Annotated in this window: 24 protein-coding genes; 18 read left to right on the forward strand and 6 right to left on the reverse strand. The window is 62.2% G+C overall.

The genetic code is table 11. The features are described 5' to 3' along the window. Nucleotides 1–101 precede the first annotated feature (101 nt). On the reverse strand, nt 102–305 hold the full coding sequence (locus QLG02_RS14870; RefSeq protein WP_039215414.1) for a hypothetical protein: 204 nt from the start codon (nt 303–305) through the stop codon (nt 102–104). Between the two features lie 143 nt (nt 306–448). Between QLG02_RS14870 and QLG02_RS14875 the strand changes: the two genes are divergently transcribed. The 13 genes from QLG02_RS14875 to QLG02_RS14935 all read left to right on the forward strand — a co-directional run bounded on the left by QLG02_RS14875 (nt 449) and on the right by QLG02_RS14935 (nt 14,516). Beyond that, nucleotides 449–1,714 carry a cytosine deaminase gene (locus QLG02_RS14875; RefSeq protein ID WP_282465542.1) on the forward strand — a complete coding sequence of 422 codons (1,266 nt, stop codon included), beginning with the start codon at nt 449–451 and terminating at the stop codon, nt 1,712–1,714. Nucleotides 1,715–1,801: 87 nt separating this feature from the next. Then, nucleotides 1,802–2,179 carry a fluoride efflux transporter CrcB gene (gene crcB / locus QLG02_RS14880; RefSeq protein ID WP_016348946.1) on the forward strand — a complete coding sequence of 126 codons (378 nt, stop codon included), beginning with the start codon at nt 1,802–1,804 and terminating at the stop codon, nt 2,177–2,179. Nucleotides 2,180–2,244: 65 nt separating this feature from the next. Then, nucleotides 2,245–2,997, forward strand: a complete 753-nt coding sequence (gene ubiE / locus QLG02_RS14885; RefSeq protein WP_011704116.1) for a bifunctional demethylmenaquinone methyltransferase/2-methoxy-6-polyprenyl-1,4-benzoquinol methylase UbiE — start codon at nt 2,245–2,247, stop codon at nt 2,995–2,997. An 8-nt stretch (nt 2,998–3,005) separates the two neighbouring features. Continuing rightward, complete coding sequence (locus tag QLG02_RS14890; RefSeq protein WP_282465543.1) at nt 3,006–3,614, forward strand: SCP2 sterol-binding domain-containing protein; 609 nt, start codon at nt 3,006–3,008, stop codon at nt 3,612–3,614. After that, nucleotides 3,614–5,254 carry a ubiquinone biosynthesis regulatory protein kinase UbiB gene (gene ubiB / locus QLG02_RS14895; RefSeq protein WP_282465544.1) on the forward strand — a complete coding sequence of 547 codons (1,641 nt, stop codon included), beginning with the start codon at nt 3,614–3,616 and terminating at the stop codon, nt 5,252–5,254. The genes QLG02_RS14890 and ubiB overlap by 1 nt, the downstream gene beginning before the upstream one ends. A gap of 40 nt (nt 5,255–5,294) precedes the next feature. Next, nucleotides 5,295–5,543, forward strand: a complete 249-nt coding sequence (gene tatA, locus QLG02_RS14900) for a Sec-independent protein translocase subunit TatA (RefSeq protein ID WP_011704119.1) — start codon at nt 5,295–5,297, stop codon at nt 5,541–5,543. 3 nt (nt 5,544–5,546) lie between these two features. Then, on the forward strand, nt 5,547–5,990 hold the full coding sequence (gene tatB / locus QLG02_RS14905; protein ID WP_043162903.1) for a Sec-independent protein translocase protein TatB: 444 nt from the start codon (nt 5,547–5,549) through the stop codon (nt 5,988–5,990). After that, nucleotides 5,987–6,742, forward strand: coding sequence for a twin-arginine translocase subunit TatC (gene tatC, locus QLG02_RS14910; protein ID WP_011704121.1), 756 nt, complete (start codon nt 5,987–5,989; stop codon nt 6,740–6,742). Before tatB ends, tatC begins: the two co-directional genes overlap by 4 nt. Nucleotides 6,743–6,853: 111 nt before the next feature. After that, nucleotides 6,854–7,639 (forward strand): TatD family hydrolase, encoded by a 786-nt coding sequence (locus QLG02_RS14915; protein WP_282465545.1) that lies wholly within the window; start codon nt 6,854–6,856, stop codon nt 7,637–7,639. Nucleotides 7,640–7,642: 3 nt separating this feature from the next. Continuing rightward, the gene (gene hemB, locus QLG02_RS14920) at nt 7,643–8,662 is read left to right on the forward strand and encodes a porphobilinogen synthase (RefSeq protein WP_024945496.1); all 1,020 of its coding nucleotides are present in this window, start codon (nt 7,643–7,645) and stop codon (nt 8,660–8,662) included. Between the two features lie 222 nt (nt 8,663–8,884). Then, nucleotides 8,885–10,927, forward strand: coding sequence for an oligopeptidase A (prlC, locus tag QLG02_RS14925; protein WP_282465546.1), 2,043 nt, complete (start codon nt 8,885–8,887; stop codon nt 10,925–10,927). Between the two features lie 204 nt (nt 10,928–11,131). Further along, nucleotides 11,132–13,675, forward strand: coding sequence for an EAL domain-containing protein (locus tag QLG02_RS14930; RefSeq protein ID WP_282465547.1), 2,544 nt, complete (start codon nt 11,132–11,134; stop codon nt 13,673–13,675). A gap of 94 nt (nt 13,676–13,769) precedes the next feature. Next, complete coding sequence (locus QLG02_RS14935; RefSeq protein WP_017410823.1) at nt 13,770–14,516, forward strand: class I SAM-dependent methyltransferase; 747 nt, start codon at nt 13,770–13,772, stop codon at nt 14,514–14,516. Nucleotides 14,517–14,575: 59 nt separating this feature from the next. Here QLG02_RS14935 and QLG02_RS14940 read toward each other — a convergent pair whose 3' ends face one another. The 4 genes from QLG02_RS14940 to rhlB form a co-directional block, all read right to left on the reverse strand. Then, nucleotides 14,576–14,845 (reverse strand): Rho-binding antiterminator, encoded by a 270-nt coding sequence (locus tag QLG02_RS14940; RefSeq protein ID WP_016348955.1) that lies wholly within the window; start codon nt 14,843–14,845, stop codon nt 14,576–14,578. A gap of 25 nt (nt 14,846–14,870) precedes the next feature. Next, on the reverse strand, nt 14,871–15,851 hold the full coding sequence (locus QLG02_RS14945; protein ID WP_282465548.1) for a DUF4382 domain-containing protein: 981 nt from the start codon (nt 15,849–15,851) through the stop codon (nt 14,871–14,873). A 193-nt stretch (nt 15,852–16,044) separates the two neighbouring features. Then, nucleotides 16,045–17,535 (reverse strand): guanosine-5'-triphosphate,3'-diphosphate diphosphatase, encoded by a 1,491-nt coding sequence (gppA, locus tag QLG02_RS14950; RefSeq protein ID WP_282465549.1) that lies wholly within the window; start codon nt 17,533–17,535, stop codon nt 16,045–16,047. 14 nt (nt 17,536–17,549) lie between these two features. Then, the gene (gene rhlB / locus QLG02_RS14955) at nt 17,550–18,839 is read right to left on the reverse strand and encodes an ATP-dependent RNA helicase RhlB (RefSeq protein ID WP_282465550.1); all 1,290 of its coding nucleotides are present in this window, start codon (nt 18,837–18,839) and stop codon (nt 17,550–17,552) included. A gap of 113 nt (nt 18,840–18,952) precedes the next feature. Here rhlB and trxA point away from each other — a divergent pair, with 113 nt between their 5' ends. From trxA to fre, 5 genes are all read left to right on the forward strand, one after another. Beyond that, entirely contained in the window at nt 18,953–19,279 is a 327-nt protein-coding gene (trxA, locus tag QLG02_RS14960) for a thioredoxin TrxA (RefSeq protein ID WP_005307306.1), read from the forward strand. A gap of 207 nt (nt 19,280–19,486) precedes the next feature. Further along, complete coding sequence (gene rho, locus QLG02_RS14965; RefSeq protein WP_005307308.1) at nt 19,487–20,752, forward strand: transcription termination factor Rho; 1,266 nt, start codon at nt 19,487–19,489, stop codon at nt 20,750–20,752. Between the two features lie 106 nt (nt 20,753–20,858). After that, nucleotides 20,859–21,866 carry a hypothetical protein gene (locus tag QLG02_RS14970; protein WP_282465551.1) on the forward strand — a complete coding sequence of 336 codons (1,008 nt, stop codon included), beginning with the start codon at nt 20,859–20,861 and terminating at the stop codon, nt 21,864–21,866. A 30-nt stretch (nt 21,867–21,896) separates the two neighbouring features. Then, the gene (gene ubiD / locus QLG02_RS14975) at nt 21,897–23,366 is read left to right on the forward strand and encodes a 4-hydroxy-3-polyprenylbenzoate decarboxylase (protein ID WP_017410827.1); all 1,470 of its coding nucleotides are present in this window, start codon (nt 21,897–21,899) and stop codon (nt 23,364–23,366) included. Nucleotides 23,367–23,534: 168 nt separating this feature from the next. Next, nucleotides 23,535–24,233, forward strand: a complete 699-nt coding sequence (gene fre, locus QLG02_RS14980) for an NAD(P)H-flavin reductase (RefSeq protein WP_282465552.1) — start codon at nt 23,535–23,537, stop codon at nt 24,231–24,233. A gap of 129 nt (nt 24,234–24,362) precedes the next feature. Here fre and QLG02_RS14985 read toward each other — a convergent pair whose 3' ends face one another. Next, nucleotides 24,363–24,620 (reverse strand): accessory factor UbiK family protein, encoded by a 258-nt coding sequence (locus tag QLG02_RS14985; RefSeq protein WP_005307315.1) that lies wholly within the window; start codon nt 24,618–24,620, stop codon nt 24,363–24,365. Nucleotides 24,621–24,742 lie beyond the last annotated feature (122 nt).

The following is a 24,742-nucleotide window of genomic DNA, read 5'->3' on the forward strand; positions in this document are numbered from 1 at the left end:
CGCATCCTTGGTAAGGATGAGGTCCCCAGTTCGACTCTGGGTATCAGCACCATTAAATATTAAAGCCTCCCAATCGGGAGGCTTTTTTGTATCCGCTTTTCTCAGTTTACCGAAATCTGCCTGGCATCGAGATAGAACCGAGCCTGTCCGGAGGCTTCTATCTGAATGGCTGCCACCAGTCGTTCATTGCGGGTGTATTCCCACTGCTTGTCGATCGACGTCAAGGGTGGTTTGTTGATACCCAGTGTCTGCAGATACTCGTGGAACAAGCCTGCGCTGCCGATCTCGGTCAATCCTGCTTTCATCCCAATCAACTCCCTTTATTTTTGCTGTTTATCAATAGTAACAGTCTCATATGTATTCAATATGAACGCTTTTCTATCAAATTGATCCAAGCTAAGTTGTGGATTGAAAAAGCCGTTGGTGTTTGAAAAAAGGAAGCAAAAACATGCTGATAAAGAACCTGCGTCTGGTCGGCAGGGAGGGGATGTGGCAGATCCTCTGCCAGGATGGCCTGATCCGTGCCATCGAACCCATGAGCACCCATCTGCTCGCAGCCCACGAGCTTGATGGTGAGGAGGGGCTCGCCATCGCTCCCTTTGTCGAGCCTCACATCCATCTTGATACCACCCAGACGGCCGGTGAGCCGAACTGGAACCTCTCCGGCACCCTGTTCGAAGGGATCGAACGCTGGGCCGAGCGCAAGGCACTGCTGACCCACAAGGATGTGAAGCAGCGGGCCATCCAGACGCTGAAGTGGCAGATTGCCAACGGCATCCAGTTCGTCCGCACCCACGTGGATGTCTCCGACCCCAATCTGGTCGCCCTGAAGGCCATGTTGGAAGTGCGGGAGGAGATGAAGGGGTGGGTGGATCTGCAGATAGTGGCTTTCCCGCAGGAGGGGATCCTCTCTTACCCCAACGGCAAGGCGCTGCTTGAAGAGGCGCTCAAGCTGGGCGCCGACGTGATAGGCGCCATCCCCCATTTCGAGTTCACTCGGGAATATGGGGTCGAAAGTCTGCACTATGTGTTCGATCTTGCCGAGAAGTATCAGGTTCTGGTGGATGTGCACTGCGACGAGATCGATGACGAGCAGTCCCGCTTCATCGAGACGCTGGCGACCCTGGCCTACGAGCGCGGCATGGGTCAGCGGGTGACCGCCAGCCACACCACCGCCATGCACTCCTATAACGGCGCCTATGCGTCGCGCCTGTTCCGGTTGCTGAAGATGGCGGACATCAACTTCGTCGCCAATCCGCTGGTGAACATCCACCTGCAGGGGCGCTTCGACAGTTATCCCAAGCGTCGCGGCATCACCCGGGTGAAGGAGATGTTGGAAGCGAACATCAATGTCTGTTTCGGTCATGACGACGTGTTCGATCCCTGGTATCCCATGGGCACCGCCAACATGTTGCAGGTGCTGCACATGGGGCTGCATGTCTGCCAGATCATGGGCTACGAGCAGATCAACGATAGCCTCAAGCTGATCAGCTGCCACAGTGCACGCACCCTGAACGTGCAGGATCGCTACGGCATCGAGGTGGGCAAACCGGCCAACCTGCTGATCCTGCCCGCCGAGAACGGCTTTGATGCGGTGCGCCGCCAGGTGGCGGTGCGTTACTCCGTTCGCGGTGGCCGGGTGATTGCGCAAACCACTCCATCCCGCACCTCGATTCATCTCGCTCAGGTCGAGCCGGTCGACTTTCGCCGTTGATGCGGGCGATGTCGATTAATTGCCCTGCTGTCCCCCGGGCCTGACATTTTGCATAATGTCGGCCCGATACTATGGAGGCGTGCTCCCATGCAAACCTGGTTATATGTTGCCGCCGGCGGGGCCATCGGCGCCTGTCTGCGCTTTGGTATCGCCGAACTGATGGCGCTGCTGTTGGGACGTCATTTCCCCTATGGCACCCTGATGGTCAACGTGGTCGGCTCCTTCATCATGGGCATTGCCTTTGCGCTGATCAGCCATGGTCATGTGGTGGAGCACCCGCTGAAACCGCTGCTGATGGTGGGTATCCTCGGCGCCCTGACCACCTTCTCCTCCTTCGCGCTGGATACAGTGGTTCTGGCCCAGCAGGGGGCCTATCTGAAAGCCGCCCTCAATATCGGCCTCAACCTGTTTCTCTGTCTGGCCATGGTGGTGCTGGGGATGCAGTTGGTCGCCAGCCGGGTTTAAGGTGTCCGCACGCCATTGGCTCTGGTAAACTGGCGGCCATTCTTTGCTCTATGGGTGTTTAAGGGATGTCAGAACAGACTACGACAACGCATTTTGGCTTTAAAACCGTGGCCTCGACCGAGAAGGAAACCCTGGTCGCCGGCGTCTTCCATTCGGTGGCAGCCAAGTATGATCTGATGAACGATCTGATGTCGTTCGGCATCCACCGCCTGTGGAAGCGCTTCACCATCGACTGCTCCGGTGTGCGCAAGGGTCAGAAGGTGCTGGATCTGGCCGGTGGTACCGGCGATCTGACCGCCAAGTTCTCCCGCATCGTCGGCGAGACCGGCCAGGTGGTGCTGGCGGACATCAACGACTCCATGCTCAAGGTGGGCCGCGACAAGCTGCGCAATCTGGGTGTGGCCAACAACGTCTCCTACGTGCAGGCCAATGCCGAGGCGCTCCCGTTCCCTGACAACCATTTCGACGTCATCACCATCGGTTTCGGCCTGCGCAACGTCACCGACAAGGACAAGGCGCTTGCCTCCATGTTCCGGGTGCTCAAGCCGGGTGGCCGCCTGCTGGTGCTGGAGTTCTCCAAGCCGGTCAGCGAAGTGATCGCCAAGCTGTACGATCTCTACTCCTTCAAACTGCTGCCGAAAATGGGCGAAATCGTCGCGAATGACAGCGAAAGCTACAAATACCTGGCGGAGTCGATCCGCATGCACCCGGATCAGCAGACTCTGGCAGGCATGATGGAGAATGTCGGTTTCGAGCAGGTCGAGTTTTACAACCTGACCCAGGGCGTGGTCGCCCTGCACCGCGGTTACAAGTTTTAAGGTCGCCTATGCCGATGGATGCCATGGTCACCGCGGTGATCGAAACCAGCCTCAACCAGCTGCTGCGACTCGACAAGCAGAGTCCGGAGCGGCTGCGCAAATTGATGGGCAAGGTACTCAAACTGGAGCTGCGCGAGCTCAAGCCACTCTGGTTTGTCTTCTCCGAGCGCCGGCTGGATGTGCTGGCCAAATTCGAAGGGGAGGCCGATGCGGTGCTGAGCCTCTCCCTGACCGCGCTCGGCCTGCTCAAGGACCCCTCCGCCCTGACCCGCTATATCCGCGAGGAGAAGCTGGATCTGAGCGGCGACCCTCAGCTGGTGCAGGCGTTCAGCGTGTTGCTGGGCGAGCTGAATATCGACTGGGAAGAAGAGCTGTCCCGTTATACCGGCGATGTGCTGGCCCATACCCTGCTGCGTGGTGCCAGTCAGGCACGCCGGCTGTTGGGGCGTGAATTGTGCCGCAGCCAGCGCCAGCTGGCCGAATACCTGACCGAAGAGATCCGGCTTGCGCCGGGTCCGCTGGAAGTGGCCAGCTTCAACGACGATGTCGAGTTGCTGACCCAGCAGATGAAAGCGGTCGAGCTGCGGCTGGCCCGCTTCGAGCAGCAGGTAGCCTGATGACCCCGAAGGAGTTCAAGCGCCTCTATCGCATCATCAGCATCCTGCTGGAACAGGGTATCGACGAGCTGGTGCCCGCCCGTTACCAACCCTGGCCTGGCCGGCTGGCCCGTCGCAGCCTGTTCTGGCTCAAGAACAAACGTCAGGGACTGAACCGCGGTGCCCGCATCCGGCTCGCCTTCGAGGCGCTCGGCCCCATCTTCATCAAGTTCGGTCAGATGCTTTCGACCCGGCGCGATCTGCTGCCGCCGGACATCGCCGAGGAGCTGGCACTGCTGCAGGACAGGGTGCCCCCCTTCTGTGGTCAGGCGGCCCGCCGCCAGATCGAAGCGAGCCTGGGCTGCACCATCGAGACCCTGTTCGACGACTTCGACGAGACGCCGCTGGCGTCGGCCTCCATCGCTCAGGTGCACACCGCCCGGCTGAAGGAAAACGGCCGCGAGATCGTCATCAAGGTGATCCGTCCCGACATCGAGCCGGTCATCGAGGCCGACCTGAGGCTGATGCAGGCGCTGGCCCGTCTGGTGGCCCGTTTCGTGCCCCAGAGCGGACGACTGCGCCCCATCGAGGTGGTGGAAGAGTATCGCAAGACCATCCTCGACGAGCTCAACCTGATGCGCGAAGCGGCCAACGCCATCCAGCTGCGCCGCAACTTCACCGGCTCCGAGGCGCTCTACGTGCCCGAGGTGTTCACCGAGCACTGCCGCGAACAGGTGCTGGTGATGGAGCGGATCTACGGCATTCCGGTCTCCGACATTGCTGCGCTGGAGGCCAACGGCACCAACATGAAGCTGCTGGCCGAGCGCGGGGTGGAGGTGTTCTTCACCCAGGTGTTCCGCGACAGCTTCTTCCACGCCGACATGCACCCGGGCAACATCTTCGTCTCCTACGAACATCCGGAGAATCCGCTCTGGATCGGCATCGACTGCGGCATCGTCGGCACCCTCAACCGGGAAGACAAGCGCTACCTGGCCGAGAACTTCCTCGCCTTCTTCAACCGTGACTACCGCCGGGTGGCCGAGCTGCACGTGGAGTCCGGCTGGGTACCGCCCGATACCAAGGTGGATGAGTTCGAGTTCGCCATCCGCACCGTACTGGAGCCCATCTTCGAGAAGCCGTTGTCCGAGATCTCGTTCGGCCACGTGCTGCTCAACCTGTTCAACACCGCGCGCCGCTTCAACATGCAGGTGCAGCCGCAGCTGGTGCTGTTGCAGAAGACCCTGCTCTATGTGGAGGGGCTGGGTCGCCAGCTCTACCCGCAGCTCGATTTGTGGCAGACCGCCAAGCCCTATCTGGAAAACTGGATGTATCAGCAGGTGGGACCCAAGGCGGTGTGGAATGCCATCAAGGAGAAGGCGCCATTCTGGGCTGAGAAGCTGCCGGAACTGCCGGAGCTGGTCTACGAGACCTTGCGCCAGACCCGTCATCAGCAGCGCCACTTCGACCAGATGTTTGCCGATTTTCGCCGGCACAGTCGCCGCCAGGGTCAGGCTCGCTACCTCTTAGGGGTTGGAGCCAGCCTGCTATTGGCCGGTGTATTCTTGCTGACCCAAAAACAACACATTGAGTGGGGACAAATCAGCCTCGCCTGCGCCGGGTTATGCTGGCTGCTGGGTTGGTTGCGAACCCGTTCTCATTAAATAAACTGCGCCAGCAGGCGCCTGTTCTGGAGAGAAAGTCATGGGTGGTATCAGTATTTGGCAATTGTTGATCATCGCAGTCATCGTCGTGCTGCTGTTCGGTACCAAGAAACTGCGCGGCATCGGCGGTGATCTGGGCGCCGCGGTCAAGGGCTTCAAGAAGGCGCTGTCCGACGAGCCGGAGACCAAGTCCGAGCAGAAGGATGCCGAGTTTCCGCCGAAACAGCTGAACGAAGCAGCCGGTCAGCCTAGCGATGCTGCCAAGCAGAAAGATAAAGATCAGGCCTAAGCCATGTTCGATATCGGTTTCTGGGAGCTGGTTGTCATTGGTGTCGTCGCCCTGGTGGTGCTCGGCCCCGAGCGGCTGCCCGTGGCGATCCGTACCGCCAGCCACTGGATCAGACTGATCCGCAGCACCGCCAACTCGGTCAAGGCCGAGCTGGAGCAGGAGCTCAAGTTGCAGGATCTGCACAACGACCTGAAGAAGGCCGAACAGTTGCAGATGAACAACCTGAGCCCCGAGCTGCAGGAGTCTATCGAGCAGCTGAAAACGGCCGCACAATCGGTGACCCGTCCATACGAACAACAAAATACCATCCAGCCAGCACCGGCCGCCGCCGAGGTGAAGGAGGAGCCGGCAGCCCCCGTCAGTGTGGCGACACCTGATGAGGAGCCCACCGTGATCCCCGCCGCAAGTGCCCGGCCGAGCGCCGAACAAGGGGAGGTGAAGCCATGAGTCAGGCCGAGCAACCCCTGATCAGCCATCTGGTCGAGCTGAGAACGCGCCTGCTGCGCTCCATCTCGGCCATCCTGCTGGTGTTCATCGCGCTGATCTACTTCTCCAACAACATCTACGACTTCGTGGCCCAGCCGCTGCTGAGTCAGTTGCCGGAAGGGACCAGCATGATAGCGACGGATGTGGCGACCCCCTTCCTGACGCCGATCAAGCTGACCCTGGTGGTCTCCTTCTTCGTGGCGATCCCCTATCTGCTCTATCAGGCCTGGGCCTTCATCGCCCCCGGTCTGTACCAGCATGAACGGCGCCTGATCATGCCGCTGGTCGCCTCCAGTGCCGTGCTGTTCTATGCCGGCATGGCGTTCGCCTACTACGTGGTGTTTCCGCTGGTGTTCGGTTTCTTCACCAGCACCGCGCCCGCCGGGGTGACGGTGGCGACCGACATCGCCAGCTATCTGGACTTCGTACTGACCCTGTTCTTCGCGTTCGGGGTGGCGTTCGAAATTCCGGTGGCCACCATACTGCTGTGCTGGACCGGGGTGACCAGTCCCAAGAGCCTGCGGGAGAAGCGTCCCTACGTCATCGTCGGGGTGTTCGTGGTCGGCATGCTGTTGACGCCGCCCGATGTCTTTTCCCAGACCCTGCTCGCGATCCCCATGTGGGGCTTGTGGGAGATAGGTCTGTTCTTCGCCCGCTTCTACGTGAAAGAAGAGAGCGAAGAGAAGCAGGAACAGACTGAAGAGGGGAGCTAAGGCTCCCTTCCTCTTTTCATGCCCTCGTTCGAGGCGTATGGTAAGGCCCCATTGAGTAGATGGTTTTCAAATACCTGATATGTCTTCCTTTTGTTCGGACCCGCTGACCCCATGATCGACATAGGTGTAAACCTGACCAGCAGCCAGTTTGCCGATGAACAGGCCGATCTGGTGGCCCGCGCCCGCGCTGCGGGGGTGGAGGCGCTGATCCTGACCGGCACCGATCTGGTCGGCAGCCGCGAGAGCGCCACCCTTGCCGCCCGCTGGCCGGGTTACTGTTTCTCCACCGCCGGGGTCCACCCCCACGACGCCAAGAGCGTCGATGAGGCGACCCTGCCCGCCCTGCGCGAGCTGGCGGCGCTGCCGCTGGTGGTGGCCATCGGCGAGTGCGGTCTCGACTACAATCGCGACTTCTCCCCCCGTCCGGTGCAGGACGCGGTATTCGACGCCCAGCTGGCGCTGGCCGCCGAACTCGGGATGCCGGTGTTTCTCCACTGCCGCGATGCTCACGCCCGTTTCATCGAGATCCTGCGCCCCTGGCTGCCCAGACTGCCGGGGGCCGTGCTGCACTGCTTCACCGGCTCCGACGAGGAGCTGGATCAGTGTCTGGCGCTGGGGCTGCATATCGGGGTGACCGGCTGGCTCTGCGACGAGCGTCGCGGCCAGTTGCTGCGCGAGCAGGTGGCCCGTATTCCGGCCGGCCGGCTGATGATCGAGACCGATGCCCCCTATCTGGTGCCGCGGGATCTGAAGCCCAGACCAAAACGCAACGAACCCGCTTTTTTGCCGCACATCGCCCAGGTGGTGGCGGCCTGCCGTGGTGAAGCGCCCGAGGCCTTGCTGGCCCACACCCGGGCCACCTCCGCCGCGTTCTTCCAACTTCCTCTTCAGGAGTGATTCATGGCTACAACTCTTCCAGGCGCCTTTCCGGGTCGCCGTCTGCGCCGGGTGCGCAAACATGATTTCAGCCGTCGTCTGGTGCGCGAGAACGTACTGACCGCCAACGATCTCATCTATCCCGTGTTCGTGCTGGAGGGGGAGAACCGTCGTGAGGCCGTCACCTCCATGCCGGGGGTGGACAGGCTCTCCATTGATCTGCTGCTGAAAGAGGCTGCCGAGCTGGTTGCGCTGGGCGTGCCGGCCATCGCCCTGTTCCCGGTCACTCCGCTGGAGCAGAAGAGTCTGCTGGCGGAAGAGGCCTACAACCCGGACGGGCTGGCCCAGCGGGCGACGCGCGCCCTCAAGGCGAGCTTCCCGGAGCTGGGGGTCATCACCGACGTGGCGCTCGACCCGTTCACCACCCACGGTCAGGATGGCATCATCGATGACGAAGGCTATGTGCTGAACGACATCACCACCGAGATCCTGGTGAAGCAGGCGCTCTCCCACGCCGCTGCCGGGGTCGATATCGTCGCGCCGTCCGACATGATGGATGGCCGCATCGGCGCCATCCGCGCGGCACTGGAAGAGAACGGCTTCATCAACACCCAGATCATGGCCTACTCCGCCAAGTACGCCTCCTGCTACTACGGCCCGTTCCGCGACGCGGTGGGCTCTGCCGGCAACCTCGGCAAGAGCAACAAGGCCACCTACCAGATGGATCCGGCCAACAGCAACGAAGCCCTGCACGAGGTGGCGCTGGATATCCAGGAAGGGGCCGACAGCGTGATGGTCAAGCCGGGCATGCCCTATCTGGACGTGATCCGCCAGGTGAAGGATCAGTTCGGCGTGCCGACCTTCGCCTATCAGGTGAGCGGCGAGTACGCCATGCACATGGCGGCCATTCAGAACGGCTGGCTGAAGGAGAAGGAGAGCATCATGGAGTCCCTGCTCTGCTTCAAGCGGGCTGGCGCCGACGGCATCCTAACCTACTTCGCCAAGCGGGCTGCCCAGTGGCTGCAGGAAGACGCCAGACGCTGATGCGGCTTGCCTGATGTCACCCACAATGCCGGCCCCTGGGCCGGCATTGTCGTCTTTGGCATCCGGATCGCCGTTTTAATGAGCAGATCTCGGCGAAAAGTGGATAACAGGCCGCGCTCTGGCAGGCAAAGGCTTGATTAATGAGGTTTCTGCCTACATCTTAGGTAGTCCAAGCAAGCTTCTGGACGGCAGGGGCTGTAGAGAATTTAGAGGTATCGCAGGATGAACAACCCTTTGCTGACAATGGACTCGCTGCCCCCTTTCAGCCAGATCCAGCCCGATCAGGTACAGCCTGCCGTGACGCAGGCCATCGCCGATTGCAAACAGAAGATCAGCGATGTGCTGGCCCAGCGCGACCCCCATACCTGGGACAGCCTGATCGCCCCGCTGGAAGAGGTCAACGACCGCCTGGCGCGGATCTGGTCACCGGTCAGTCACCTCAACTCCGTACTCAACAGCGAAGCGCTGCGCGCGGCCCACGACGCCTGCCTGCCGCTGCTGTCTGAATTCCAGACCTATGTCGGCCAGCACGAGGGGCTCTATCAGGCTTATCGCGAACTGGCCGAGAGCGACGACTTCCCGCTGCTGAGCGGCGCCCAGCGCAAGGAGATCCAGAACACCCTGCGCGATTTTCGCCTGTCCGGGATCGGTCTGCCCGCCGAGGCGCAGCAGCGCTACGGCGAGATCCAGGCCCGCCTCTCCGAGCTGGCTTCCCGTTTCAGCAACAACGTGCTGGATGCGACCCAGGGCTGGAGCAAGCTGGTGACCGACGAGGCCGAGCTGGCCGGTTTGCCGCAGAGCGCACAGGCCGCCGCCCGCCAGCTGGCCGAGCTGAAGGGCAAGGAGGGTTGGCTGTTCACCCTGGACATCCCCTCCTACCTGCCAGTGATGATGTATGCCGACAACCGCGCGCTGCGTGCCGAGCTGTATGAGGCCTTCACCACCCGCGCCTCGGATCAGGGCCCCAACGCCGGCAAGTGGGACAACTCCGCCATCATGACCGAGCTGCTTGCCCTGCGCCGCGAGCTGGCCAAGCTGCTCGGCTTCGCCAACTACGCCGAGCTCTCCCTGGCCACCAAGATGGCAGACAAGCCCGAGCAGGTGGTGAACTTCCTCACCGATCTGGCTGCCAAGTCCCTGCCGCAGGGCAAGGCCGAGCTCGAAGAGATCCGCGCCTTCGCCGCCGAGCAACACGGTCAGCGCGAGCTGGCCGCCTGGGATCTCGCCTACTACGCCGAGAAGCTCAAGCAGCACAAGTTCTCCATCTCCGACGAGCAACTGCGCCCCTACTTCCCCGCCAGCAAGGTGGTGAAGGGGCTGTTCGAGGTGGTCAAGCGGGTGTTTGGCATGAAGGTGCGCGAGCGTCTCGGCATCGACACCTGGCACCCGGACGTGCGCTTCTACGACATCTTCGACGCCGAGGACGAGCTGCGCGGCAGCTTCTACCTCGACCTCTATGCCCGCGAGCACAAGCAGGGCGGCGCCTGGATGGACGTCTGCCTGGGTCGTCGCTACCGTCAGGATGGATCCTTGCAAAAGCCGGTGGCCTATCTGACCTGCAACTTCAACGGTCCGGTGGACGGCAAACCCGCCCTGTTCACCCATAACGAAGTGGTCACCCTGTTCCATGAGTTCGGCCACGGCATTCACCACATGCTGACCCGCATCGACGTGGCCGGCGTGGCTGGTATCAACGGCGTGGCCTGGGACGCGGTGGAGCTGCCGAGCCAGTTCCTCGAGAACTGGTGCTGGGAGTCCGAGGCGCTGGCCTTCATCTCCGGCCATCACGAGACCGGTGAGCCGCTGCCTGCTGATCTGCTGGAGAAGATGCTGACCGCCCGCAACTTCCAGGCGGCGATGCAGATGCTGCGCCAGCTGGAGTTCGCCCTGTTCGACTTCCGTCTGCACCAGGAGTTCGACCCGGCCAGCGCGGATCAGATCCCCGCGCTGCTGAATGAGGTGCGCAGCCAGGTGGCGGTGATGACGCCGCCGGCGTTCAACCGCTTCCAGCACAGCTTCTCCCACATCTTCGCCGGCGGTTATGCGGCGGGCTACTACAGCTACAAGTGGGCCGAGGTGCTCTCTGCGGATGCCTTCTCCCGCTTCGAAGAGGAGGGGATCTTCAACCCGGCCACCGGCCAGTCCTTCCTGAAGAACATCCTGGAAAAGGGTGGCTCCAAGGAGCCGATGGAGCTGTTCCGAGCCTTCCGTGGCCGCGAGCCTCAGGTGGATGCGCTGCTCCGTCACAGCGGGATTGCCGCGTGAGTTTGCGGGTCCCGGCTGGCGTGAGCTTCAAGCAGGTACAGTTTTGCCACATAGTGGGATCACAGCGTGATTTTTGAGATAAAAAGGGACCTTTTGGTCCCTTTTCTCAAGGCTTTTTAATATCTTGCGGATAGCATGTTTGCACTGTCCCCGGCTCTTCAGTAGAGTCGGGTCCTACCTTCCAAGGAGAGAAAGAACCTTGCCATGAGGCGAGCACTCGAGTCTGTCTATCAAATCATCTCAAGTCTGTCTCATTCGAGTGGTCAGGGATATTTCGATACCTTTGTGAGTGAAATCGCAGCAGCGGTCGGGGCCGACTTCGTCCTGATTTCAGGCAGGGATCAAGCGGGGCTCTCTTTCAAGGTGCACGCCGCCCACCCCGCCTCTCTCGACATCACCAATTTCAGCTTTCCGGTCAGCGCCACCCTGGGGGAGATCACCCTGCAGGAGGGAGAGACCTGGTTCAGCGATCGGGTACAGCAGCTGTTTCCCCATGCCGCCGTGTTGCAGGCCTGGCGCATCCAGGCCTATGCCGGCATCGCTCTCAAGAGTGCCCAGGGGGAGACGGTCGGCATCTGCAGCTTGCTGTTCAAGCGGCCGCTCACCAACATGGACAAGGTGATGGGCCTGTTGCGCCTGCTGGCTCCCTTGGCCGGGCGCGAGCTGGCGCTGATGCTGCAACAGCCGGCGCCACCCCAGCCCGAGTACCACGACTTTCTGCACACCATGATGTCCCACGCGCCGGTGGGGATCGGCAAGCTCGATCTGCACGGCAAGATTCTCTGGACCAACCCGGCCATCGAAAAGATGCTGGGCTACAGCCAGAGCGAGCTGCTGCACCGCACCGCCGCCGAGCTCAATCACCCGGAAGACTGGCTGCGCAGCGCCGCCTGCTATGAAGAGCTCAAACGCGGCGAGCGCACCGCCTTCACCCAGGAGAAGCGCTATCTGCACCGGGACGGTCAGGTGCTGTGGGGGCGGGTCACCGTCACCCTGGTGCGGGACGATCAGCTGCAGCCCGACTACCTGATGGTGGTGCTGGAGAACATCGATCCCCTCAAGCGCCACGCCGAACAGCTCAAGCTCTCCCACCGGGTCTATGACAACCTCTCGGAGGCGATCCTGGTGTGCGACGCCGACAGCCGCATCATCTCGGTCAACCCTGCGTTCGAGCAGATCACCGGTTACAGCGAGGAGGAGGTGTGCGGCCAACGGCCCAGCATGCTCAAGTCCGGGCTGCACGATCAGGCCTTCTACGCCGACATGTACCACGCGCTGGAGCGGGTGGGGGTGTGGCGTGGCGAGGTGTGGAACAAGCGCAAGAACGGCAAGCTCTACCCCCAGCAACTGATGATCAGCACCCTGCGGGAAGGGGGGCGCATCAGCCAGTACATCGCCATCTTCAGCGATCTCTCCCAGACCAAGCTGGCGGAGCAGAAGATCGCCGCCCAGGCCAACTATGACAACCTCACCGGCCTGCCCAACCGCTGGCTGTTCGGCCGCTGCCTCAGCCGCTTCTGCGAGCGGGGCGAGCGCTTCGCGCTGATGGTGCTCGACCTCAACAACTTCAAGGCGGTCAACAACAGCATGGATCACCACGCCGGTGACGCCCTGCTGCGGGAGGTGTCGGATCGGTTGGTGAGTCGGGTGCGCACCGAGGACCTGGTGGCCCGCATCGGCGGCGATGAGTTCGCCTTCCTGGTGCCGGGCATCGTCAACCGTCGTCAGGCCGAGGTGTTTGCCAAGCAGGTGATCGGCGGCTTCGCCCGCCCCTTCATGCTGGCCAACCAGCACCTCTACGTGACGGCCACCATCGGCATCACCCTCTGCCCGGGCGATGGCCTGGAGAGCGACGAGCTGCTGCGCAACGCCGAGCAGGCACTGTTTGCCGCCAAGCGGCAGGGACGGCTGCTCGGCAGCTATTGCGCCTCCATGCGCGAAGAGGTGCGCCAGCGCCACCAGATGCAGCAGGATCTGGCGGAGGCGATCAAGCTCGAACAGTTGACCATGGCCTACCAGCCGATCTGGGACAACCGCAGCGGCCGGGTCGCCAAGCTGGAGGCGCTGGTGCGCTGGTATCACCCGCACTGGGGTCAGGTGTCGCCGGCGGATTTCATTCCGTTGGCGGAGGAGGCCGGGCTCATCCAGGGGCTGGGGGCGCTGGTGCTGTGGCAGTCGTGCCGGGATCTGGCGCGGCTGCAGCAATCCGGCTTCCCGGATCTGCAGATGTCGATCAACCGCTCCACCCTGGAGTTCCAGACCATCGACCCGGAAGCGAGCGAGTGGCTCAAGGTGATTCACCACTTCGGGCTGGACCCGGCGGACATCGTCATCGAGATCACCGAGTCCCTGCTGATGGAGACCAGCGATCAGCACAGGGTGCGGATCGATGCGCTGCGCGAGGCGGGCTGCAAGCTGGCCATCGACGACTTCGGCACCGGCTACTCGGCGCTCAACTATCTGCGCAACTTCCCGGTGGACCTGGTCAAGATCGACCGGGCCTTCGTGCGCCACATTCCGTTCAATGAACAGGACCGGCTGCTGCTGGACGGCATCATCAACATAGTGCACAACCTCGGAATGCAGGTGGTGATCGAGGGGGTGGAGACCCGCGAGCAGCTCAACTTCCTCTGCCAGAAGGGGTGTGCCTTCACGCAGGGCTATCTGCTGAGCCGGCCGCTGGCCTACGACGACCTCACCGAGTACCTGCAGCTCAACGACAAGAGCATGTTCCTGCAGACCAGCTAGCACCTCCGCCTCTCTCCTTCGGCCGGAGCCCCTACAGCGACCTTCGGGGGCTGTGGTACACTCCGCCCACTGATACCGCCACACAGTCGATACCATGCAGATCCTCCTCGAAGACCCCGCCAAGGCGCCCCAGGCCGAAGCCCTGGCCAGCCAGCTCGGCCAGACCGACCTTCCCCAGTTTGCCCTGGTGTTCACCGCGGCGCGGCTGGAGCTGCGCAAGCTGGACGAGCCCAAGCTGGGTGCGGTCTACGTGGATTTCGTCGAAGGGGCGGTCGCCCATCGCCGCAAGTTCGGCGGCGGCCGTGGCCAGTCCATCGCCAAGGCGGTGGGGCTCAAGGCGGGTGCCATGCCGCGCGTGGTGGATGCCACCGCTGGGCTGGGGCGCGATGCCTTCGTGCTCGCCTCCCTCGGCTGCAAGGTGACCATGATCGAGCGCAGCCCCGTGGTGGCCGCCCTGTTGCAGGACGGGCTGGCGCGGGCCGCGCTGGATCCCGAGATCGGCCCCTGGGTACGCGAGCGGATGCAGCTGCTGCATGGCCCGGCGGTGGAGACCTTGCTGGGGCTGACCGAGCGGCCCGACGTCATCTACCTCGATCCCATGTTCCCCCACAAGCAGAAGTCGGCGCTGGTGAAAAAAGAGATGCGGGTGTTCCAGTCGCTGGTGGGACCGGATCTTGACGCCGATGCCTTGCTGCCGGCGGCGCTCGCCATGGCGGACAAGCGGGTGGTGGTGAAACGGCCGGACTACGCCGGCTGGCTCAACGAGCACAAGCCGAGCATGGCCATCGAGACCAAGAGCAACCGCTTCGATGTCTACGTGATGGCGGCGCTGGCGGGATAACACCGCACGCGAGAGGTAAAAGAAGAGGGCCAACCCGGCGGGGTTGGCCCTCTTGCCATCTATTGGCCGTCGGCTGGGGCCGGCGGGGCAAAGCGGATCAGCTTTTCCTCCCCCTGCCAGCTGAGCGCCATGGTGGCCAGCTCCGCCAGGCTCAGTCGCTCGCCGCCTTGCAGCAGCAGGTACTCGACCCCTGCTCTGGCCTCGATGGTGCGGATCTTGTCCGCCCACTGGCGGCCATCCCGGCCGGTGAGGGTGACCGGCAGCTGCCAGCTGGCGGCGATCTCCAGCCAGTCGTAGAGATCGCAACTGATGGGTTGGTAGGTGCTCATGTGCGGGTTGCCCTCTGGTCGCCGGTTACTGGAAGTTGATGCTGGTGGCGGGCGCCACCACCGCCTGGGCTTGCTGCACCTGTTCCAGTTGCAGCGGGTCGCCGGCCAGCGCCGGATCGTCCTCGTTGCCATTGCAGACCAGCGCCAGATCGTAGCTGCCGAGAGTAACAAATCCCAGTTCGTAACCAAAGCCGCCACCGCTTTGCGGCAACACGGGCGCGCTGGCATAGAAGCCGTTGTCGCTGTCCGCCATGTCGGGGTAGTTGTCATCGCTTCTGGGCTGGTAGAAGTAGACGAAGGCCTTGTCGGTCAGCTGGCCGCCGCACAATCCGGCCGCGACCGTACCCTTGACGGTGGTGACCTGGGTGTTGTTCACCAGCCGCACCCCTCTGGGCTTGAGCTTGTAGTACTGCTCGTGGCCCGGCAGCACCATGGCCTGGCGCAGATCGAACTCGGTGGTGAAGGCGCTGAGGCCGTTGGCGGCGATGGTGAAGGCATCCAGCTTGAGTTCGCTGCTGGGCACCTCCAGCGGCTTGATCACCCCATCATCCCGTTTGACGTAGGAGTAGGGAGTGCCGTCCAGAAACTGGTTGGCGACCTCCCGTCCGTCCAGCACCCGCAGCCGCATCTGGCTGTAGTCGCCGGGAACCACGCTCTGGCTGGCCAGCAGCGGGCGGCTGACGGAGCCCTGGTAGTGCAGCAGGTCTATGTAGGTGAACAGCGGCCGGCCCGCACTGTCGAGCGGGATGGTTTCGCCGCTCGGGGTGCAGCCATCGTCCTGGGCCGAGGTGAGAAAACTGGCAGTGGTCCAGCTCTGCTCGGTGCCGGCGACGGGGTGGATGCTGATGTTGGCGACGGCGATGCAGACCTTGCTGACTGCATCCACCGGGGCGTCGGAGAAGGCCAGCGAGAGCTGGGCCTGTTGCGGGCTGTTGTTGTCGCCGCCGCCTCCGCCGCCACAGGCGGTGAGCAGGGCGGTCAGGCCGATCAGGGTCAAGGGTTTCATGGCGTCCATTCCGGTTGTGAAGACAACCCTACTCTAGTCGAGCGACGGCAATGGCGGGGGTGGCAGCTTGCGTGAAAAGGACGAGCTCGGTGCGCCAGCCCAATGAAATCAAGGGTCAGCTTTGAACGGCGCCAGTCATGGCTGCGAAAGAGATTGTCGGAGGTGGCTGGGACACTGATTGGGCGAGGCCCAATCAGGCTTCCAGCAGCCGGGTGGGCCAGCCCATCTTCTGCTGGCGTTCCACCTCGAAGCGCAACTCGCTGGCGCGCAGGTAGTGCTCGTCCAGCCAGCCGCTCGGCAGGGTCAGGGTCAGCGCATCTTCATCGGCTTCGAGGGTGAAGCGGGGCACTGTGCCTTGGGTGCGGCGCATGCAGAGGATCAGCGCGATGCGCAGGATGCGGGCCAGCCGGATCGCCTGGCGACCGGTGACGGCACCCTGCTTCTCCAGCGGTTCCAGCTTGAATTCGTCCCGCTGGTTGAACAGCAAGGCCGACAACAGCTTCTTCTGGGCCGGGGTAAAGCCAGGCATGTCGATGTTGTCGATGATGTAGGCGGCGTGTTGCGGCGCCTTCTTGTACTCGATGCACAGACCGATCTCGTGCAGCAGGGCTGCGTAGCGCAGGATCGGGCGACCGTAGCGCTTCGAGAGTCGCCAGGCCGGCTGCAGCTGGTTGAACGCCTCGACGGCGGTGTCGCGCACCCGTTCGGCGTGTTCCTTGTCCAGCTGGTAGCGGTTGATCAGGCTGTCGGCGGTGCGATCACGGGCATCACAGTCGTGATTGTTGCCGAGCAGGCCGTAGATCAGGCCCTCGCGCAGGGCGCCACCCGCCAGGGTCATGCTCTCGATGTTGAGGGTTTCGAAGATGGCGATCAGAATGGCGAGACCGGAGGGGAATACGGTCAGCCGTTCGGCCGCCAGTCCTTCCAGTTGCAGCTGGTCGAGCTTGCCGCAGGCGATGGCCTGACCCATCAGCTCCTGCAGCTTGGGCAGGGTGACCCGCTCGCTCTTCCCTTGTGCCAGCATGATCTCCTGCAGCGCCTGCACCGTGCCGGAGGCACCGACACAGGTACGCCAGCCGAGCGCACGATAATCTTCCGCCACCTTCTCCAGCACCGCCTTGGCGGCGGCGATGGCCTGCTTGAAGCGGGCCTCGGAGAGCTCGCCGTCACCGAAGTAGTTGTTGAGCCAGGTGACGCAGCCCATGTGCAGGCTGTTGAGCAGTTTTGCTTCGCTGTGCTCGCCGATCACCAGTTCGGTGCTGGCGCCGCCGATGTCGATCACCAACCGGTTGCCTTCGCCGGCCGAGGTCCAGGAGACCCCTTCATAGATGGTCTTGGCCTCTTCCTCGCCCGAGATGATCTCGATGCTGTGGTTGAGCACCCGTTCCGCTTCGCTAAGGAACTCGTCGACGTTGGTGGCAAGGCGCAGGGTGGCGGTGCCCACTACCCGGATGTTGTCGGCCGGAATGTCCTGCAACTGTTCGGAGAACAGACGCAGACAGTCCCAGCCCCGCTCCATGGCGGCACGGCTGAGACGAAACTCCGGATCGAGCCCGGCGGCGAGGCGAACCTTGCGCTTGACCTTGGTGACGGTGCGCAGGGCACCGGCGACCTCGCGCACCACCAGCATATGAAAGCTGTTGGAGCCGAGGTCGATGGCGGCATAGAGCGGCGAGTTGTGCAACTGGGCCAGTCCTTTCAGCTCTTGCGGGGCGGACGACGGCGGTTGTTGCTGTTGCCACCGCCCTGGCGATCGCGCATGTTGCGATTCACTGGCTGACGGTTGCGGAACACCCGCTTCGGTGCGGTCACGTCATCCAGCAGCGCTTCGCGGTCATACTTGCTGACCGGGATCGGGTGGTGGATGTACTCCTCGATGGCTGGCAGGTTGAAGGCATAGTCTTCACAGGCCAGGCTGATGGAGTGACCGCTCTTGCCGGCACGACCGGTACGACCGATGCGGTGTACGTAGTCTTCGGCGTCGTCGGGCAGGTCATAGTTGAAGACGTGGGTCACGTCCGGGATGTGCAGACCACGGGCGGCCACGTCGGTGGCAACCAGGATGTCGACCGTGCCCTTGGTGAAGTCTTCCAGGATCTTCATCCGCTTCTTCTGCGGCACGTCACCGGTCAGCAGGCCGACACGGTGGCCGTCGTTCTCCAGCCAGGCATGAACGTCTTCACAGACGTGCTTGGTGTTGGCGAAGACGATGGCTTTCTCCGGCCACTCCTCTTCCATCAGGGAGAGCAGCAGCAACATCTTGTCTTCGTTGGAGGGATAGAACAGCTCCTCCTTGATCCGCACGCCGGTCATCTGCTTCGGCTCGATCTGTACATGTTCCGGGTGGTTCATGTGTTCGTAGGCCAGCTCCTGTACCCGCAGGGAGAGGGTGGCGGAGAACAGCATGCTCAGACGCTCGGTAGCGGGCGGCATGCGGCGGAACAGGAAACGGATGTCCTTGATGAAGCCGAGATCGAACATGCGATCCGCTTCGTCCAGCACTACGACCTGAATATTGCTCAGATCGATGACCTTGGACTTGAAGTAGTCGATGATGCGGCCGGTGGTGCCGATCAGGATGTCGACCCCTTGCTCCAGCACGGCCAGCTGCTTGTCGTACCCTTCACCACCGTAGGCGAGGCCGAGCTTGAGGCCGGTCGAGGCGGACATGCTCTCCGCGTCGTTGTAGATCTGGACCGCCAGCTCCCGGGTCGGGGCCATGATGATGGCGCGCGGCTGGTTGATGAGGCGCGGCTTGGTCAGCGGATGGGTCAACAAATAGTTGAAGGTGGCGGCCAGGAAGGCAAGGGTTTTGCCGGTCCCTGTCTGGGCCTGACCGGCGAGGTCATGACCTTCTACCAGCAGTGGCAGAGACAGTGCCTGGATGGGGGTGCAATAGTGAAATCCCTTTGATTCCAGACCAGCCAGAACTTCGGGTTCGAGGCCCATTTGGGCGAATTTGTCGGTCGTTAAATGTGTTTTGCTCATGGCGGTAGGTTATCAGGTTAGGCTTGCAATAATAAACAGGATCATTTCAAATAGGGCAACTATTGCCTTTGTTGATACGTCAATAAAGCCTTAATTACTGACTGGAGTTGGAGATGAGTGACAAGATTGTTCAGCTGAGCGATGCCAGCTTCGAGGCAGATGTAATCAAAGCCGATGGCGCCGTTCTGGTCGACTTCTGGGCCGAATGGTGTGGTCCGTGCAAGATGATTGCCCCGATCCTGAACGAAGTCGCCCAAGAGTATGCCGGTCGCGTGACCGTGGCGAAATTGAACATCGACCATAACGCCGACACTCCGCCCAAGTATGGCATTCGTGGTATTCCGACCCTCTTGCTGTTCAAGAATGGCGAAGTGGCAGCGACCAAGGTCGGTGCCCTGTCCAAGACTCAGCTGAAAGAGTTCCTGGACGGTAACCTGTAATAATCAAAGAGGAGCGCATTGCAATAATGCGCTCCTTCTGTTTTATCACCTAGACGCTCACCCCGATTGGTGCTAATTTATCGCTCGTTTGCTAACCTTTTTGCCTGACTCTTTGCTCACACATCAGCCTGGCAAATCAAATCCGATCAGCATCAATCCAGCAGACTGTCTCCTCATTTCAATCCTTGCTTACAGACTTTCACCACTATGAATCTGACTGAATTAAAGAACACTCCTGTGTCCGAGCTGGTACAGCTTGGCGAATCCATGGGGTTGGAAAATCTGGCTCGGGCGCACAAGAAAGACATTATTTTCGCGATCCTCAAGGCGCACGCCAAGGGTGGCGAGGATATCTTTGGCGACGGTGTGCTGGAAATCCTGACCGATGGTTTCGGCTTCCTGCGTAGTGCAGACGGCTCCTACCTGGCCGGCCCGGACGACATCTATGTCTCCCCGAGCCAGATCCGCCGTTTCAACCTGCGTACCGGCGATACCATCTCCGGCAAGATCCGGCCGCCAAAAGAGGGCGAACGCTACTTCGCGCTGCTCAAGGTCAACGAGGTCAACTACGACCGTCCGGAAAACTCCCGCAACAAGATCCTGTTTGAAAACCTCACTCCGCTGCACGCCAACGAGCGTCTGCGCATGGAGCGTGGCAACGGTTCCACCGAAGACATCACCGCCCGCGTACTGGACCTGGCTTCCCCGATCGGTAAAGGCCAGCGCGGTCTCATCGTCGCACCGCCCAAGGCCGGTAAGACCATGCTGCTGCAGAACATCGCCCAGAGCATCGCCTACAACCATCCTGACTGCGAACTGATCGTCCTGCTGATCGACGAGCGTCCGGAAGAAGTGACCGAGATGCAGCGCATGGTGAAGGGTGAAGTGATCGCTTCCACCTTCGACGAGCCGGCTTCCCGTCACGTCCAGGTCGCCGAGATGGTGATCGAGAAGGCCAAGCGCCTGGTCGAGCACAAGAAGGACGTGGTGATCCTGCTGGACTCCATCACCCGTCTGGCCCGTGCCTACAACACAGTCATCCCGTCATCCGGCAAGGTACTGACCGGTGGTGTGGACGCCAACGCCCTGCACCGTCCGAAGCGCTTCTTCGGTGCCGCGCGCAATGTCGAAGAGGGCGGCAGCCTGACCATCATCGCCACCGCGCTGATCGATACCGGCTCCAAGATGGATGAAGTCATCTACGAAGAGTTCAAGGGTACCGGCAACATGGAACTGCACCTCTCGCGCAAGATTGCCGAGAAGCGCGTCTACCCGGCCATCGACATCACTCGCTCCGGCACCCGCAAGGAAGAGCTGCTGACCACCGGCGACGAGCTGCAGAAGATGTGGATCCTGCGCAAGATTGTGCACCCGATGGGCGAGATCGACGGCATCGAGTTCCTGATCGACAAGTTGGCCATGACCAAGACCAACGACGAGTTCTTCGACGCCATGCGGCGCCAGCAGAAGTAACCGACTCGAAAATCATCAAACCGCGGCCCAGGTCGCGGTTTTTGTTTATCTATTTTACGGTCGCCTGAGTAGTATGAAACCTCGATGTCACAAGGATAGGGACGTCATGAAGCATGTACTCCTGATATTGCTGAGCTGGCTGCTGGTGCTGCCGGTCGGGGCTGCCGAGACGCAGCCGCCCCGGACGACACTGGTGGCCGACGAGGGGCTGCAGGGTCACCTCGACTATCTGACCGGCCGGCTGCAGCTGGGGCAGTTTGCCGCCATCGACACCCTGCTGGACTCCCTGGCGGTGGGGCAGCGGGAGTATCTGTTGTGCCAGCTGCTGGCCACCCTCAATAGCCAGCCCAGGGCCACCAGCCCACAACTGCTGGCCTGGGTGCGCGCCCAGTCGTTCAAGGCCCCCAGCTGGCTGGTGGAAAAAGAGGTGGACGGCTTTCTGGTGCAGCAACCCGCCTACGACTTTGCCGCCGCCGCGCGGCAGGTGTTGAGCCGCTGGCAGCAGCAGGCCTGGCAGGACAACTATCGCCAGCAGCTGGAAGAGGGCACGTTCGAGTTCAAGCAGATCTACAACAGCCGCAATCCTGATCTGGCCCAGCAGCAGCAGGCGCTGCTGACGGTACTCGATCGGCAGCCGCTCCCGCTCCTGCAACGGGAGGCGCACACGCTGGCCGCCATGAGCATCTTCCTGCCCGACAACCGGCTGCTGCGGCTGCTGGCCGAGCGTACCGGTGACAGCGCCCTCTATCAGAAGCTGTGGCATCAACCGGCGGATCACGACAGCGTGGCCGCGCTCGCCAGCGTGGGCCGCTTTCATCAGGGCCAGACGGCCAGCGATCTGCTGATTGCCGCCAGTCGCAATGTCCGTCTGAAGCTGCCCGCTTTGCAGCAACTCAGTCAACTTTCGCCGCTGCCGGACACGGCCCAGCAGTTCCTGCTGGCGGAGCTGGGCAATCGCCAATACAGCGGTCAGGTGGCCAGCCTGCTGCTGCAGATGGACGAACCCAGGCTGCTGGCCCAGCTTGCCGATCGGCTGACCCGGCAGGAAAAGCGCCATGCAAGTCCGGTGATGCTGCCCGATTCGGGTACACCCGCCGCCCGCCCAGGGTTATAATGCGGCATCGCCTGAACACAGGGTACCTGCATGAAATACAAGGATTTGCGTGATTTCATCGCGCAGCTGGAACAAAGCGGACAACTCAAGCGCATCAGCCGCGAGATAGACCCCTATCTGGAGATGACCGAGATCAGCGACCGCACCCTGCGGGCGGGCGGGCCTGCCCTGCTGTTTGAAAATCCCAAGGGTTACGCCATGCCGGTGCTGACCAACCTGTTCGGCACCCCGGACCGGGTCGCCATGGGCATGGGCCAGCCCAACGTGGCCGCCCTGCGCCAGGTGGGGATCTGGCTCTCCTACCTGAAGGAGCCGGAGCCGCCCCGTGGCTTCAAGGAGCTGATGGAGAAGCTGCCGATCTTCAAGCAGGTGCTCAACATGCCGACCAAACGGCTCTCCTCTGCCCCCTGTCAGCAGCGGGTGCTGGAGGGAGAGGCGGTCGATCTGGACCAGATCCCGATCCAGCACTGCTGGCCCGGCGACGTGGCCCCGCTGGTGACCTGGGGTCTGACCATCACCCGTGGCCCCTACAAGAAGCGGCAGAACCTCGGCATCTATCGCCAGCAGAAGATCGGCAAGAACAAGCTGATCATGCGCTGGCTGGATCACCGCGGCGGTGCCATCGATTTTCGCGAGTGGCAGGAGGCCCACCCGGGTGAACGCTTCCCGGTGGTGGTGGCGCTCGGTGCCGATCCGGCGACCATCCTCGGCGCGGTGACGCCGGTGCCGGATACCCTCTCCGAATACGCCTTTGCCGGTCTGCTGCGCGGCAGCCGCACCGAGGTAGTAAAAGCCATCAGCTGCGATCTGGAGGTGCCCGCCAGCGCCGAGATCGTGCTGGAAGGCTATCTGGAGCCGGGCGAAATGGCCCCCGAAGGGCCTTATGGCGATCACACCGGCTACTACAACGAGGTGGATGAGTTCCCGGTCTTTACCATCACCCACATGACGATGCGCAAGGATGCCATCTACCACAGCACCTACACCGGCCGTCCGCCCGATGAGCCGGCGGTGCTGGGGGTGGCGCTCAACGAGGTGTTCGTGCCGCTGTTGCAGAAGCAGTTCCCCGAGATCGTGGACTTCTACCTGCCGCCGGAGGGGTGCTCCTACCGGATGGCGGTGGTGACCATCAAGAAGCGCTACCCTGGCCACGCCAAGCGGGTGATGCTGGGGGTCTGGTCCTTCCTGCGCCAGTTCATGTACACCAAGTTCGTGATCGTCTGTGACGACGACATCAATGCCCGCGACTGGAAGGACGTGATCTGGGCCATCACCACTCGGATGGACCCGGCCCGTGACACCACCCTGATCGAGCACACCCCGATCGACTACCTGGACTTCGCCTCGCCGGTCTCCGGCCTTGGCTCCAAGATGGGGCTGGATGCCACCAACAAGTGGCCGGGGGAGACCAATCGCGAGTGGGGCCAGCCCATCGTCCAGGACGAGGCGGTGAAGCAGAAGATCGATGCCCTCTGGGACGAGCTGAACATTCTCGGCTGAAGACCGGCGGCAGGCCCGACGGGCCGTGCCGCCTGGCCGGGATGCAAAAGATTGATGCCATTTGAGCTGAATTGGGTATGCTCGACTGACCTGACCACTTTGCTGGTCGCCAGTCCACAGTGAATCAAGAGCGAAAGCGGGCCGAGCGAGCCCGTCACAAGGATAAGAATGCAACGTATCAAGTGCCGCGTAGAGGAACTGCGCGAATATGTCGACACCATCTGGCACGTGGCCCTGACGCCGCTGCAAGAGGTCAGCTTCAAGCCGGGCCAGTATCTGCTGGTAGTGATGAGCGATTCGGACAAGCGTCCCTTCTCCATCGCCAACTCGCCGACCCGCCCGGACATGCTGGAGCTGCAGATCGGCGCCACCCCGGAAAACGCCTATGCCGGCCAGGTGCTGGCCCGCATGCGCGAGCAGGGGGAGATCGAGATTGAACTGGCGGCGGGCAAGGCCTTCCTGCGGGAAGAGTCACCCCGGCCGCTGATCCTGATGGCCGGTGGCACCGGTTTCTCCTATGCCCGCTCCATTCTGGAATACCTGATCGATACCGGCAGTAAGCGCCCGGTGTTCTTCTACTGGGGCGTGCGCCAGGCGCACTGGCTCTACGAGCAGGAGCAGATGCAGCAGTGGGAGCGCGACTACGCCCCGCTCACCTTCATCCCGGTGGTGCAGGAGCCGGAAGCGGACTGGACCGGCAAGACCGGGCTGGTGCACAAGGCCATCATGGATGACTTCGTCAGCCTGCACGACTACGACATCTATGTTGCCGGCCGTTTCGAGATGGCGGGCGCGGCGCGGGAGGAGTTCAAGATCCTGGGTGCCGAGCCAGAACGCATCTTCGGCGACGCCTACGAATTCATCTGAGTTCGGCATGAGGCCGGTCCCATAGCGTGACCGAGGAGGCCTCGCTGAGTTAGCCTGCTGCTTGCCCTGCAGCAGGCTAGAAACAACAAACCCCAGCCTGGCTGGGGTTTGCTTTATGGGTGACCTGCGTTATTCGCCCTTGGCACCGAGCTGCTGCTCGAGCTGGGCCAGCTTGGCCTCGAGCGCGGTCAGCTTCTCGCGGGTGCGCAGCAGCACCTTGGTCTGCACGTCAAACTCTTCGCGACTGACCAGGTCCAGCTTGCCCAGCTGGGACTGCAGCACCTGACGGATCTTCTTCTCCACCTCTTCACCCATGCTGCGAATGCCGGGCGGCAGGGAGTTGTGCACCTGTTTGGCGATCTCTTCCAGTTTCTTCGGGTCGATCATGTGGTTCTCCTTAAGCAATGCGCCATTCTACCGGCAATTGATCCGCTTTGCCGAGATCGAGGGTCGCTTTTTGCCAGCTGCCATACGGGCCGTCGCTGGTCGGGTCTGGTATTCGGGATGAA

Origin of the sequence: Aeromonas sp. V90_14, assembly GCF_029967615.1 — a bacterium.
GTDB classification, from domain to species: domain Bacteria; phylum Pseudomonadota; class Gammaproteobacteria; order Enterobacterales; family Aeromonadaceae; genus Aeromonas; species Aeromonas hydrophila.